We start from the raw sequence: 14,267 nt of genomic DNA on the forward strand, positions 1-14,267 counted from the left end.
CGGACGCCTTTTGGAGAAGAGATGATGACGGATCTGGTCGAGATCGCCGGCTTGCGGATCGCGCGCCCGCTGCACGATTTCGTGGAGCGCGAGGCTCTGCCCGGCACGGGCGTCGACGCCGCCGCCTTCTGGGCCGGCTTTTCCGCGATCGTCCACGATCTCGCCCCGAAGAACCGCGCTCTGCTGAAGACGCGCGACGAGATGCAGGAGCGCATCGACCTCTGGTACCGGGAGAACGGTGCGCCGGTCGACATGGCCGCCTATCGCGCCTTTCTTGAGGAGATCGGGTACCTCGTTCCCGAGGGGCCGGATTTTCAGGTGACGACGGAAAATGTCGACCCGGAAATCGCCGTCGTCGCCGGGCCGCAACTGGTCGTGCCTGTGATGAATGCGCGCTATGCGCTGAACGCCGCCAATGCCCGCTGGGGTTCGCTCTACGACGCGCTTTACGGGACCGATGCGATTTCCGAGGAAGGCGGCGCCGAAAGGGGCAAAGGTTACAACCCGGCGCGGGGCGCGAAAGTCATTGCCTGGACGCGAGATTTCCTCGACGAGGCGGTTCCGCTCGACGGCGCCTCGTGGAGCGCGGTGGCGAAGTTCGAAGTGGCGGATGGCGTGCTTGTACTGGGCGTCGGCACGCCGGCCCAGCGCTCGGTCGGCGACGGCGAGGAAGAGCTGCAGCAGATCGCGTTCGCCGACCCGGCGCAGTTCGTCGGCTATCGCGGTGATGCGGATTCCCCCTTGGCGATCCTGCTGAAGAAGAACGGGCTGCATATCGAGATCGTCATCGACCGAGGCAGCGCGATCGGCAAGACCGATCCCGCCGGCATTTCCGACGTGGTCCTGGAATCGGCGCTGACGACTATCCAGGATTGCGAGGATTCAGTCGCCGCCGTCGACGCGGAAGACAAGGTTCTCGCCTACCGCAATTGGCTCGGTCTCATGAAAGGCGACCTGGAGGAGGAGATAGAAAAGGGCGGCAAGACTTTCGTCCGCAAGCTCAATCCCGACCGGACCTACACGGCCCCCGATGGAAGCGAGCTGACGCTGCCCGGCCGCTCGCTGATGCTGGTCCGCAATGTCGGGCACCTGATGACCAACCCGGCGATCCTCGACCGCGACGGCAGCGAGGTTCCGGAAGGCATCATGGATGCGATGATCACCGGCCTCATCGCGCTGCACGATGTCGGCCCGAACGGAAAGCGGAAAAATTCCCGCGCCGGCTCGGTCTACATCGTCAAGCCGAAGATGCACGGGCCGGAGGAGGTCGCCTTCGCCGTCGAGATCTTTTCGCGTGTCGAGGCGGTCCTGGGGATGGCGCCCAATACGCTCAAGATGGGGATCATGGACGAGGAGCGCCGCACCACCGTCAATCTGAAGGAGTGCATCCGTGCGGCCAGGGAGCGGGTGGTGTTCATCAACACCGGCTTCCTCGACCGCACCGGCGATGAGATCCACACCTCGATGGAAGCCGGCCCGATGATCCGCAAGGGCGACATGAAGCAGGCGGCGTGGATTTCGGCCTATGAGGCCTGGAATGTCGATACCGGGCTCGAATGCGGCCTTTCCGGCCATGCGCAGATCGGCAAGGGCATGTGGGCGATGCCCGACATGATGGCGGCGATGCTCGACCAGAAGATTGCGCACCCCGAGGCCGGTGCGAACACGGCGTGGGTGCCGTCGCCGACGGCCGCCACGCTGCATGCCACTCACTATCACAAGGTCGATGTCCAGGCGGTGCAAGAAAGCTTGAAAAGCCGGCCCAAGGCGAAGCTCGACGACATTCTTTCCGTGCCGGTCACCGTTCGGCCGAACTGGACGCCCGACGAAATCCAGCACGAGCTCGACAACAATGCGCAGGGCATTCTCGGCTACGTCGTGCGCTGGATCGATCAGGGCGTCGGCTGCTCGAAAGTGCCCGACATCAACGATGTCGGCCTGATGGAGGACCGCGCCACACTCCGGATTTCCTCGCAGCACATCGCCAATTGGCTGCATCACGGCGTCTGCACCGAGACGCAGGTGATGGAAACGATGAAGCGCATGGCCGACGTGGTCGACCGCCAGAACCAGGCCGATCCGCTCTACCGGCCCATGGCGCCGGATTTCGACAATTCGATCGCCTTCCTTGCGGCATGCGACCTTGTCTTCAAGGGGTGCGCCCAGCCAAACGGCTACACCGAGCCGGTGCTGCACGCGCGGAGGCTGGAACTGAAGGCGAAGGAGCGGGTGAGATAGATGGTTGGATCGCAACGCTCAATGCGTCTGTGATAACCTTGATCTATGACCGCATACCTTCTCATCCCCCTCTGTCCTGCCGGACATCCCCCCTTCAAGGGGGGAGATTCGCCGGCCGCTTGGTTTTCGCCAGTGGCCGATGCTGCAAGACATGCGGGAAGGTGGAAGCTGCCAATCTCCTCCCTTGAGGGGGAGATGTCCGGCAGGACAGAGGGGGCTGGGAGAATAAATGAACTCGGACGATCCTGCTCGGACCGAGATGTCCTGCCCGGCGTTATGACTGCGCTTGCGCACTTCGCATCCGCGAGTGTGCCATGAACCTCCTCGCCATCGACTGCTCGGCAAGCCTGTGCGCCGCCTGCGTCTATGACGCGCAAGCCGACAAGGAACTCGGCCGCGCCGTGCTCGACCTAGGCAAGGGCCACGCGGAAAAACTGATGGCGGTGGTCGGCGATGCGCTGGAGCAAGCCAAGGCAGGCTTCCCTGACCTCGGCGCGGTCGCCGTTTCGGTCGGTCCGGGTTCCTTCACCGGCGTGCGGGTCGGCGTTTCGGCGGCGCGCGGCTTCGCGCTGGCGCTGAAAATCCCCGCGATCGGCGTGACGACGCTCGAGGCGCTTGCCGCCGAGGCGCGGGACGCATTCGGCGCGCGGGCCGTGCTCAGCGCGCTCGATGGCGGGCGCGGAGAAATCCAGGCGGCCGTTTACGATGAATTCGGAGCGGCGGTGTATGCTCCTGCTGTGATCACATTGTCTCAAGCCGCCGAACTGGCCACGAAATTCTCGACCGTGCTCGCGGGCACGGCGGCAAACATTATTGCCGGTGCGGTTCCGTCGCAGGCGTTCGACTTTGGCCCGGTCGGCGCGACCGCCGATATCGCGGTTTATGCGCGTGTCGCGGCGAAGAAGCGTACGAGCGGTGAGAAGCCGGCGCCCATATATCTGCGCGAGCCGGACGCCAAGCCGCAGGCTGGCTTTATCCTGCCGAGAAGCGGCAGCTAGCCGATGCGCATCCCCTTCATTACCCCGCGCCGCAGGGAATATTCGCTGGAGCCGCTGACAATCTCCGACAGCGCCGCCGTCGCCCTCCTGCACCAGGAGGATTTCGTGCGGCCCTGGTCGGACGGCGAATTCGAGGCGCTGCTCGAACAGGACACCGTTTTCGGCTATGCGGCGCGCGAGATCGGCCATGGCAAAGAGAAACCGGTCGGCTTCGTGCTGGCGCGGCTGGTCGCTGGAGAGGCCGAGATACTGACCGTCGCGGTTGCGCGCGGGCACCGCCGTCAAGGGCTCGGCTGGCAGTTGCTCGACGCGGTGCTGCGGGAATTGCACGCACAGCGCGCCGAGGCACTGTTCCTCGAAGTCGACGAGACCAACATAGGCGCGATCGCGCTCTATCGGCGCATGGGTTTTCGCCAGGTCGGCAAGCGGCCGGGCTATTACCAGTCGGACCGTGGCGCGCTCGTCATGCGCCGCGACCTTCGCTAGCCGCGGGCTGCGGCGGGAAACCGGGCGATGATCGGCAGGCTCCGCATTTTTGTCGCGCTGCTGTTCGTCGCCGTCTCGACGCTGATCCTCGTGCCGCTTCAGCTTCTTTCGATGAAGACCGGGCTCTATCGCGAAAACCTCGTCCTGCGCGTCTGGCATCGGACGATTCTCGCCGCGCTCGGATTTCGGGTTCATGTAAGCGGGACAATGGTGGAAAAGCGCCCGCTGCTGCTCGCTTCGAACCATGTCTCCTGGACCGACATCATGGTGCTCGGCTCGATCGTCGACGTGTCCTTCATTGCGAAATCGGAAATGGCCGGCTGGCCGCTGATCGGCGGGCTATCGAGGCTTCAGCGTACGGTCTTCATCGAGCGCGAGCGCAAGCGCAAATCCGGCGAGCAGGCGAGCGAGATCGCCGCGCGCCTCGCTCAAAACGACGTGATGGTGCTATTTGCCGAAGGCTCGACCGGCGACGGCAACCTTCTCCTGCCGTTCAAGAGCACGCTTTTCGGCGCGGCCGCCATGGCGATCAGCGAGGGCGCCGTCGAGCATGTATTCATCCAGCCGGTGGCGATCGCCTATACGAGGCTGCACGGCCTGCCGATGGGCCGCCAGCACCGCCGTGTTGCGGCCTGGATCGGCGACCAGGATCTGGCGCCGCATATCGGCGAACTGCTCGCCGAGGGCGCGATTGACGTGGAAGTTCGCTTCGGCGAGCCGATCGAATTTTCGGCCGGCACGAGCCGCAAGGAAGCGGCAAGGCTGATGGAGCAGCGCGTATCCGCGATGATGCAGGAATCGCTGAAGAGCCCGAGATGAACCGGTTCGGGCAGAATCGTCTGTTTTTTGCAACTGAAAGGGGCTAAAAGCCCGCGCATGGATTTGAACGAGATTTCTGGAACGACGGCGGACAGCCTGCCGGACGAGGCCGCCGTGGCTTCTCCGAAGGCGAAGAAGGTTTTTGTCAAAACCTACGGCTGCCAGATGAACGTCTACGATTCCCAGCGTATGACCGATGCGCTGGCCGCGGACGGCTATTCTCCTACCAGCGAGATCGGCGACGCCGACCTCGTGCTGCTCAACACCTGTCATATCCGCGAGAAGGCCGCCGAAAAGGTCTATTCCGAACTCGGCCGCATACGCGAGCTCAAGGCGGAGCGGGCCCAGGCTGGCCGCGAGATGCTAATAGGCGTCGCCGGCTGCGTCGCCCAGGCCGAGGGCCGCGAAATCATCCGCCGCGCGCCGGCCGTCGACCTGGTGATCGGGCCGCAGACCTATCACCGGCTGCCGGAAGCGCTGAAACGAGCCCGTGGCGGCGAAAAGATCGTCGAGACCGACTACGCTCTCGAGGACAAGTTCGAGCATCTGCCGAATACGGCGCGGACCGAGATCATCAAGCGCGGCGTGACAGCGTTCCTGACCGTGCAGGAAGGTTGCGACAAGTTCTGCACCTTCTGCGTGGTGCCCTATACGCGCGGCTCGGAGGTCTCACGATCCGTAGCCCAGATTGTCGCCGAGGCCGAAAGGCTGGCCGCGGCGGGGGTGCGTGAGGTGACGCTGCTCGGCCAGAACGTCAATGCCTGGCACGGCGAGGGGCCGGACGGCGGTGAATGGGGTCTCGGCCAACTGCTTTTCCGGCTTGCTGACATCCCCGGCCTGGCGCGCCTTCGCTATACGACCAGTCACCCGCGCGACATGGATGACGCGCTGATCGCTGCGCACCGCGACCTGCCCGCGCTGATGCCCTATCTGCATCTCCCGGTGCAGTCTGGGTCGGACCGCATCTTGAAGGCGATGAATCGCCGGCATTCGGCCGCCGACTATGTCAGCCTGTTAGATCGCATCCGCACCGCCCGGCCCGACATCGCAATGTCCGGCGATTTCATCGTCGGCTTTCCGGGCGAGACGGACGAGGATTTCGAGGCCACGATGCAACTCGTGCGCGACGTGCGGTACGCCCAGGCCTTCTCGTTCAAATATTCGCCGCGGCCCGGCACTCCGGGTGCGGAAATGAAGGGCCATGTCGCGGAAAGCGTCAAGGACGAGCGGCTGCAGCGCCTGCAAGCGCTGTTGATGGAACAGCAGGGCGCTTTTGCCGTTAGCCTCGTTGGCAGGACGATCGATGCGCTCATCGAAAAGCCCGGGCGTCAGGCCGGCCAGATCGTCGGCCGGTCGCCCTGGCTTCAGCCGGTTATTCTTGATGAAACCGCCGGCGAAATCGGTGACATTGTAAAGGCGCGAATCATCAGGGTTGGACAGACCAGCCTGTTCGCGGAGCCGGCCTGAGCGCCGGTCGGGATGAGGAGAGACGGTTGAGCGCTACTGCAGACCTGAAGAACCCGCCCTCCGGGGCCTCCGACATGGCGCACATCGTACTCACCTTCGACAACAACAAGCTTGCCAGCGCCCTTTACGGCCAGTTCGACGAGAATCTCGCGCGGCTTGAGCAGAAGCTCGGCGTCGACATCAATTCGCGCGGCAACCAGGTGACCATCAAGGGCAGTTCCTCGGTGGCCGAGCAGGCGCGCCGGGCGCTCGACCATCTCTACGGTATACTGCAGAAGGGCGCCGACATCGGCCAGTCCGACGTGGATGGCGCGGTCCGGATGGCGATCGCCGCCGACGACCAGCTGACGCTGCCGACGCTGGAGCGCAAGGGCAAGATGGCCGCCGCGCAGATCGCGACGCGCAAGCGCACCATCTATGCCCGTTCGCTCAACCAGGACGCCTATATGCGCGCGCTGGAGCGCGCCGAACTGGTGTTCGGCATCGGCCCGGCCGGCACTGGCAAGACCTACCTCGCGGTCGCTCATGCCGCCATGCTGCTCGAGCGCGGCATGGTCGAACGCATCATCCTGTCGCGGCCGGCGGTCGAGGCCGGCGAGCGCCTCGGCTTCCTGCCCGGCGACATGAAGGAGAAGGTCGATCCCTATCTGCGGCCCCTCTATGACGCGCTCTACGACATGATGCCGGCCGACAAGGTCGAGCGGGCGATCGCCGCCGAGGTCATCGAGATCGCGCCGCTGGCCTTCATGCGCGGGCGCACGCTGGCCCATGCAGCGGTGATCCTCGACGAGGCCCAGAACACCACGCCTATGCAGATGAAGATGTTCCTGACCCGTCTCGGCGAGAATTCGCGCATGATCGTGACCGGCGACCCGACGCAGATCGACCTGCCGCCCAACACCAAGTCCGGGCTGGTAGAGGCGCTGCGCATCCTCGACGGCGTGACCGGCGCGGTGACGGTGCGCTTCAATGAAACCGACGTCGTCCGCCACCCGCTGGTCGCCGAGATCGTCAAGGCTTACGACCGCGACGGCAAGATCGCCCGCGGCCTCGACGTGTCGGAACACTGACCGGCCGGACGTCATGAGCGGAAAATTCAATGGAAGGGGCGTGCCGGCGCCGCTTCCGGTTGAGATCGATCTGCTGGTCGAGGGCGGCGACTGGCCGCCCGAGGCCGAGCTCGAGACCATGGTCCGCGAGGCGGTAGCCGCAGCCATGGCCGAGACGGGCGCGGTTGCGAAAGAGGGTACCGAACTCAGCGTCGTCTTCTCCGACGACGAGCATATAAGGGAGCTCAATGCGCAATGGCGCGGCAAGGACAAGCCGACCAATGTGCTGTCCTTTCCGGCCTTTCCGCCGAAGCGCGGCTCGCCGCTTCCGCCATTGCTGGGCGACATCGTACTGGCCGCCGAAACGGTTTCCCGTGAGGCAGCACTGGAACGCAAGCCGGTCCGGCATCATATTACGCATCTTGTGATCCATGGCTTCCTGCATCTGCTGGGTTATGATCATGAGACCGGCGAAGAGGCGGAAGAGATGGAAGCGGTGGAGCGCCGGGCGCTCGCGAGGCTTGCCATTCCCGATCCCTACGCGTAACAGAGAACGATAACCGACGGACGATGATGAACGAGCTACCCGAGACCGCCGCAAGGAACGACGCAGGCGGTACCCAGTCGCAATCCGACAGCGCCGAAGACGGACCTAGTCCCAGTACGGCCTATGGGGCGGTCGCGTCCGAACCTCCTGCCGAACGACCTTCGCTGCTGGCGCGCCTCGCCGGCCTGTTCAGGCCGCGCAACGGATCGAGCCTCCGCGACGACCTGACGGATGCGCTCGCCGAGATAGAAACCGGCGCAGCTTCCTTCTCGCCCGCCGAGCGGGCCATGCTCCACAACATATTGCGGTTGCGCGAAGTTCGCGTCGAAGACGTCATGGTGCCGCGCGCGGATGTCGAGGCGGTCGAGATCACCACCACGCTTGGCGAACTGATGGTCCTGTTCGAGCAGTCGGGCCATTCGCGCATGCCGGTCTATGCCGAGACGCTCGACGACCCGCGCGGCATGGTCCACATCCGCGATGTACTGGCCCACATCACCAAGCTTGCGCGCACCCGGAAAGGCCGGCAGCCGAAGAAGCCCGCCCCGGTGCAGCTCGACTTCGCCAATGTCGATCTTTCCCGCACCATCGGCGAATTGAACCTGATCCGGACCGTGCTGTTCGTGCCGCCTTCGATGCTGGCTTCCGACCTCATGGCCCGAATGCAGGCCGCGCGCACCCAGATGGCGCTTGTCATCGACGAATATGGCGGCACCGACGGCCTGGTCTCGCTGGAAGACATCGTCGAGATGGTCGTCGGCGACATCGAGGACGAGCATGACGAGGACGAACCGCTGATCACCGAGACCGGCGACGGCGTCTTCGTGGTCGACGCCAAGGCCGAGATCGACGACGTCGCCAAGATGATCGGCAACGACTTCGCCGCCGGTGAGCATGGCGAATATGTCGACACGATCGGCGGCATGATCTTCAACACGCTCGGCCGGGTGCCTGTGCGCGGCGAGGTGGTTCAGGCGATCCCCGGCTTCGAATTCCACGTGCTGGACGCCGATCCGCGCCGGGTCAAGCGCGTCCGCATCGTCAACACCCAGAAGAGCGACCGCCGCCGCCGTGCTGTCAGGACCGAGCAGGCCTGACGCACCGGGCGAGCGGCTGCTTGCGCCGCGGGACGACGCCGCAGCCCTGATGGTGAGCTTGCCGAACCGGAGGGCGCTAGATTAGCGCGCTCTACTCGCCATGATCCGCGCCGACCTCGATGTGCCTCAGCATAATCACTGCTGCAACAGCGGCCGCCAGTGTAACCACCACGCTGATTGCCGCCGTCGTCTGCAGACCCTGAATGAAGGCGTAGCGCGCTGCCTCGATCAGCGGCCCGGCAAGGTCGGCGGCCAGACCCCTGGCAACTCCCACCGCGCCGCCCAGCGTGTCCCTGGCCGTCTCGACCAGTTCCGGCTCGACGCCGCCCGGCAGATCGTCGGCGGCCATGCGGCTGCGGTAGATGGCGGTTCCGACGCTGCCGAGCACCGCGATGCCGAGCGCGCCGCCGAATTCCGAGCCGGTCTCCGAAAGCGCGGCGGCCGAGCCCGCCCTTTCGGGCGGCGCTGCGCCGACGATCATGTCGGTCGCGAGCGTGATCACCGGCGCCAGGCCCATCGAGAATATGATCGAGGCAGTGACAAGAACCGCCAGTCCATGGTCGCCGCCGATCTGCGTCATCACGCCGAAGCCCGCGGCCGCGGCGACAAGGCTGGCGCCCATCACATAGGCTGGGCGGACCCTGCGCAGGATTGCCGGCGTCGACATGGTGACGGCGATGAAGCCGATGGTCGACGGCAGCGACCAGAGGCCTGCCTGCAGCGGCGGCAGGCCGATGACCAGTTGCAGATACTGCGCCATGAACAGGAACGAGCCGAAGAATACGAAGAACACTGAAATGTTCACGCCGAGCGACGTGCTGAAGGCCGGGCTCCGGAAAAGCGCAAGGTCGATCAGCGGATCGGCGAGCTTCCGCTGACGGCGGAGGAAGACGAACCCGAGGACCAGTCCGGCCAGTATCGAAATAGCAGGCAGCCATCCGAAACCGTTCTCGGCCGTCTGCTTGAGGCCGAAGATCACTGCCAGCACTGCCACCAGCGACAGCGCGGCGCTTAGGAGATCCAGCCGCCCGGCCTCCGGGTCGCGGTATTCAGGCAGCAGCATGGGGCCGAGTATCAAAAGCAGCACCATGACCGGCACGGCCACCAGGAACACCGAACCCCACCAGAAATATTGAAGCAGAATGCCGCCGACCAGCGGCCCGAGCGCCCCACCGACCGAAAAGCTGGTGATCCAGACGCTGATGGCCACGGTGCGCTGGCGCGGGTCAAGGAACATGTTGCGGATCAGCGACAATGTGGACGGCGCAAGCGTCGCGCCGGCCAAGCCGAGCATAGCCCGCGCCGCGATCAGCATTTCTGCGCTGGTGGAAAAGGCGGCGAGCACCGAGGCGAGGCCGAAGGCGACTGCGCCGATCAGGAGCAGCCGGCGTCGACCGATCCGGTCGCCCAGCGTGCCCATGGTGATCAGCGATCCGGCGATCATGAAGCCGTATATGTCGACGATCCAGAGCAGCTGCGAGGCGCTCGGCGCCAGATCCGCGCTGAGCTGCGGCACGGCGAGATTGAGGACGGTCAGGTCCATCGAATAGAGCATGCAGGGAAGCGCGATGATCGCGAGACCGATCCATTCGCGCCGCGTCGCCTGTGGTTCGGCTGCCAGAGCAGTCATGACAAAACTCCATGCCCGTTTCGGGCGTTTGTGCTTCGGGTCGTACCGCTCGTTGCGGCGGCCCTCGTCTATTGACGTTTGAGCGAGGCCCGAATCGACATGAGCGCGGAAATATCGACGTTCGTGAGCCCGGAAAGGATTCTTGCCGCGGCTGGCCTCGATCCGTGATCGGCACATTCGCACATCCCTGCTGACAGCCCGCTGGCAGGAGGCATGCCCTGGCGTCAGGCCGATGTGGCCGGACATGGGACACCGATCAGCCGGTCCACGCGCCGGGTTTGGAGCGAGGGCTTCGTCCTGTTAGAACGTGGCTGCGTGATTCTGGGACGAGGGGCTGTGCATGGAGCGCCTGGCGGGGCGGATTATCTTGCTGTGGGGATGGCGCCGCGCGCTGACAGCGTTTCTCGCCGGCGCATTCGCCGTGCTTGCCCAGGCGCCCTACGATTTCTTCGCCGCCTGCTTCATTTCGTTCCCCGTATTGGTCTGGCTGCTCGACGGGGCTGCCGTTTCCGGCCCGGTGGGGCTGGTCAGGCGTCTGGCTCCGGCTTTCGCCATCGGCTGGTGGTTCGGCTTCGGCTATTTCCTTGGCGGTCTGTGGTGGATCGGCAACGCGCTTCTTGTCGAGGCCGAAGCCTTCGCCTGGGCGCTGCCGCTGGCGGTGGTCGGCATCCCCGTCATCATGGCTTTGTTCTACGGATTTGCCGCGGCGCTGGCTCGCCTGCTCTGGAGCAACAATATCGGTCGCATCGCGGCGCTGGCCCTCGGCTTCGGCGTGGCTGAATGGCTGCGCATGATCCTGTTCACCGGCTTTCCATGGGCCGCAATCGGCTATGCCGCCATGCCGGTGCCTCTGCTCATGCAAAGCGTTTCGGTGGTAGGCCTGATCGGCATGAACGCGCTTGCGGTATTCGTCTTTGCCATGCCGGCCTTGCTCGCCGGGGGCGGCGGCGCCCGCCTGGGCTTCGCGCTTGCCGCGCTGATAATCGCCGCCCACATCATGCTCGGCTATGTCCGGCTTTCGACGCCGCCGGGACCTCCCGAGCGCACGCTGACGGTGCGCATCGTGCAGCCGTCTGTCGCCATGACGGAAAAATGGGACGCCGCCGTTGCTGACCGGGTCTTCGGATCGATTGTCGGATTGAGCGGCGCGCCGGCGGCGGCCGGCGAGGCGAAGCCGCAGTTCATCCTGTGGCCCGAAACCTCGGTGCCGTTCCTGTTCACAGACAGGCCCGACGCCTTGGCAGCGCTGGGCGAGATGCTGTCGGACGGTCAGATCCTGATCGCCGGCGCTGTGCGTTCCGAGGGGGCCGGCGGCAAGGAAGGCACGCGCTACTACAATTCCGTCGTGGCGATCGACGATAGCGGCGAGATCGTTGATGCCATCGACAAAATTCATCTCGTCCCGTTCGGAGAATACCTGCCCTTTGCGGACTGGCTGGGCAGGCTCGGACTGGAAAAGCTTGTCACCGGCCCGATGGACTTCACCGCCGGCAGCAAGAGGCATTCGATCGTCTTGCCCGGCGGCATCCGCGCACTTCCGTTTATTTGCTACGAAATAATCTTCCCCGACCTGGTGGCAGTTGACGTTGCGTCAACTGATATTATTGTGAATGTCACAAACGATGCGTGGTTTGGCGACACGCCCGGCCCGTATCAGCATTTCCGGCAGGCTCAGGTCCGTGCCGTGGAGACAGGGCTACCGCTCGTGCGCGCCGCCAATACGGGGATTTCGGGCGTCATCGACGAGCGGGGCAGTGTGGTCGATGCCTTGGCGGTCGATGCGCGGGGGGTAATAGACGTGACCATCCCGTTCCGGTCCCCTGACACAATGACCCGTCTTCCCTCCCGCTTTATTGGTGTCGGAATTTTGTTTGGTTTCGCGGCGTTGGCCCTTGGAATGAAACTTCGGCAGAAGCTCCGTTCGAATTGACAGAACGTATATTAGAAACTCATACTGTAAGTGTCGCATTTGCCCGTCGACGGTCATCTGAACGGGAATTCCCGGCGCCAGCGACTCGAAAAATTCGTTAGCCGGGAGACGGCGAGGAAGAAATGGACAAGGAAAATAAGAAAAAGCCGAACCCGACCGATATTCACGTCGGAAGCAGAATCCGCCTCCGCCGAAACATGCTGGGTATGAGCCAGGAAAAGCTCGGTGAAAGTCTTGGCATAACTTTTCAGCAGATCCAGAAATACGAAAAGGGCACCAACCGCGTCGGCGCCAGTCGCCTGCAGGCGATCTCCAACATACTGGGCGTCCCGGTTTCTTTCCTGTTCGAGGATGCGCCCGGCCAGCCTGCCACGGCCGGCAAGGGCTTCGCCGAAGACCAGTCGGCGGGTTTCACTCTGGATTTCTGCAGCAGCACCGAGGGTCTGCAGCTGAACAGGGCGTTCGTGAAGATCCAGGATCCGAAGGTACGGCGCAAGGTCATAGACCTGGTCAAGGTGCTCGGCGCCGACGACGCCGAATAGACGCCAAAGCTCCGGCCGCAGCCGTCGCTGCGAAGCGTCGCTGGAGGCCACAGCGCGCGATAGCGGAAGCCAATGCGATATTTGAGGCAAGCTGTGTCTTGACGACGGGCATGCCGCTTCGTTAACACCTGTCCCGCCTATGTTCGGCATTCTGCCGATCAAAGACTTCGAGAGGGGACACCCGTGACGCGGCAGAATTATCTTTTCACCTCGGAATCCGTTTCCGAAGGCCATCCCGACAAGGTTTGCGACCGTATTTCCGACGAGATCGTCGATCTGGTCTATCGCGAGGCCAAGAAGACAGGAATGAATCCCTGGGACGTCCGCGTCGCATGCGAGACGCTGGCCACCACCAACCGCGTGGTCATCGCCGGCGAGGTCCGGGTTCCGCCGACCCTGCTCAAGACCGATAAGGTCGGCAAGCCGTTGCTCGACGCCAAGGGCCACGTCGTCGTCAATCCGTCGAAATTCCGTTCCGTCGCCCGGCGCGCCATTCGCGACATCGGCTACGAGCAGGACGGCTTCCACTGGAAGCACGCCAAGATCGACGTGCTGCTGCACGCACAGTCCGCGGATATCGCGCAGGGCGTCGACAAGGCGTCCGACTCCAATACCGAAGGCGCCGGCGACCAGGGCATCATGTTCGGTTATGCCTGCCGCGAGACGCCGGAGCTGATGCCGGCGCCCATCTATTACAGCCACAAGATCCTGGAAGCGCTTTCGACGGCGCGCCGCGCCGGCATTGGCGACGTCGCCAAGCTCGGGCCCGACGCCAAGAGCCAGATAACGGTGAGCTATGTCGACGGCAAGCCGGCCTCGGTCACATCGATCGTCCTGTCGACCCAGCACCTCGACGCAAGCTGGGACTCCAAAAAGGTCCGTCAGGTCGTCGAACCCTACATCCGCGAGGCGCTGGGCGATCTGGAAATCGCGCCCGACTGCCAGTGGTACATCAACCCGACGGGCAAGTTCGTTATCGGCGGGCCCGATGGCGACGCCGGCCTGACCGGCCGCAAGATCATCGTCGACACCTATGGCGGCGCGGCCGCGCATGGCGGCGGCGCGTTTTCGGGCAAGGATACGACCAAGGTCGACCGCTCGGCGGCTTACGCCGCGCGCTACCTCGCCAAGAACGTGGTCGCGGCCAAGCTCGCGGACCGCTGCACGATCCAGCTTTCCTATGCGATCGGCGTCGCCCAGCCGCTGTCGGTCTATGTCGACCTGCACGGAACCGGCAGGGTGGAGGCGTCGGCCATCGAAAGCGCCTTGCGTGAAGTGATGGACCTGTCGCCTTCGGGCATCCGCCGCCATCTCGACCTGAACAAGCCGATCTACGCCAAGACCACCGCTTATGGCCATTTCGGCCGCAAGCCGGGTCGCGATGGCTCGTTCTCCTGGGAAAAGACCGATCTGGTCAAGGCCATCAAGGAAGCGGTGACGGGCAAGGAGACGGTTGCAGCCTGA

Annotated in this window: 12 protein-coding genes; 11 read left to right on the forward strand and 1 reads right to left on the reverse strand. The window is 64.3% G+C overall.

What is annotated here, in order from left to right; translation table 11 throughout:
• Positions 1 to 24 precede the first annotated feature (24 nt).
• From ABVK50_RS28095 to ABVK50_RS28130, 8 genes are all read left to right on the forward strand, one after another.
• Positions 25 to 2,238, forward strand: coding sequence for a malate synthase G (locus ABVK50_RS28095; RefSeq protein ID WP_353643456.1), 2,214 nt, complete (start codon positions 25 to 27; stop codon positions 2,236 to 2,238).
• Positions 2,239 to 2,552: 314 nt separating this feature from the next.
• Positions 2,553 to 3,236, forward strand: a complete 684-nt coding sequence (tsaB, locus tag ABVK50_RS28100; protein ID WP_353643455.1) for a tRNA (adenosine(37)-N6)-threonylcarbamoyltransferase complex dimerization subunit type 1 TsaB — start codon at positions 2,553 to 2,555, stop codon at positions 3,234 to 3,236.
• A gap of 3 nt (positions 3,237 to 3,239) precedes the next feature.
• The gene (gene rimI / locus ABVK50_RS28105; RefSeq protein ID WP_353643454.1) at positions 3,240 to 3,722 is read left to right on the forward strand and encodes a ribosomal protein S18-alanine N-acetyltransferase; all 483 of its coding nucleotides are present in this window, start codon (positions 3,240 to 3,242) and stop codon (positions 3,720 to 3,722) included.
• Between the two features lie 27 nt (positions 3,723 to 3,749).
• A complete protein-coding gene (locus tag ABVK50_RS28110) occupies positions 3,750 to 4,541 on the forward strand; it encodes a 1-acyl-sn-glycerol-3-phosphate acyltransferase (protein WP_353643453.1) in 792 nt (263 codons plus the stop codon).
• A 57-nt stretch (positions 4,542 to 4,598) separates the two neighbouring features.
• Positions 4,599 to 6,008: a tRNA (N6-isopentenyl adenosine(37)-C2)-methylthiotransferase MiaB gene (gene miaB, locus ABVK50_RS28115; RefSeq protein WP_353646985.1), complete on the forward strand. Its 1,410-nt coding sequence runs from the start codon at positions 4,599 to 4,601 to the stop codon at positions 6,006 to 6,008.
• A 74-nt stretch (positions 6,009 to 6,082) separates the two neighbouring features.
• Entirely contained in the window at positions 6,083 to 7,078 is a 996-nt protein-coding gene (locus ABVK50_RS28120) for a PhoH family protein (protein WP_050898773.1), read from the forward strand.
• Positions 7,079 to 7,091: 13 nt separating this feature from the next.
• Positions 7,092 to 7,604, forward strand: a complete 513-nt coding sequence (ybeY, locus tag ABVK50_RS28125; RefSeq protein ID WP_353643452.1) for an rRNA maturation RNase YbeY — start codon at positions 7,092 to 7,094, stop codon at positions 7,602 to 7,604.
• 26 nt (positions 7,605 to 7,630) lie between these two features.
• Entirely contained in the window at positions 7,631 to 8,701 is a 1,071-nt protein-coding gene (locus tag ABVK50_RS28130; protein WP_353643451.1) for a hemolysin family protein, read from the forward strand.
• Positions 8,702 to 8,792: 91 nt separating this feature from the next.
• On the opposite strand, the gene ABVK50_RS28135 is transcribed toward ABVK50_RS28130, so the two are convergent.
• A complete protein-coding gene (locus ABVK50_RS28135; protein WP_353643450.1) occupies positions 8,793 to 10,331 on the reverse strand; it encodes an MFS transporter in 1,539 nt (512 codons plus the stop codon).
• 340 nt (positions 10,332 to 10,671) lie between these two features.
• On the opposite strand from ABVK50_RS28135, the gene lnt reads away from it, so the two are divergent.
• The 3 genes from lnt (at position 10,672) to metK (ending at position 14,267) form a co-directional block, all read left to right on the forward strand.
• Positions 10,672 to 12,261, forward strand: coding sequence for an apolipoprotein N-acyltransferase (lnt, locus tag ABVK50_RS28140; RefSeq protein ID WP_353643449.1), 1,590 nt, complete (start codon positions 10,672 to 10,674; stop codon positions 12,259 to 12,261).
• A gap of 122 nt (positions 12,262 to 12,383) precedes the next feature.
• The gene (locus ABVK50_RS28145) at positions 12,384 to 12,803 is read left to right on the forward strand and encodes a helix-turn-helix transcriptional regulator (RefSeq protein WP_353643448.1); all 420 of its coding nucleotides are present in this window, start codon (positions 12,384 to 12,386) and stop codon (positions 12,801 to 12,803) included.
• A 183-nt stretch (positions 12,804 to 12,986) separates the two neighbouring features.
• Entirely contained in the window at positions 12,987 to 14,267 is a 1,281-nt protein-coding gene (gene metK, locus ABVK50_RS28150; protein ID WP_353643447.1) for a methionine adenosyltransferase, read from the forward strand.

It is taken from the genome of Mesorhizobium sp. WSM2240, from assembly GCF_040438645.1.
Lineage (GTDB): Bacteria > Pseudomonadota > Alphaproteobacteria > Rhizobiales > Rhizobiaceae > Allomesorhizobium.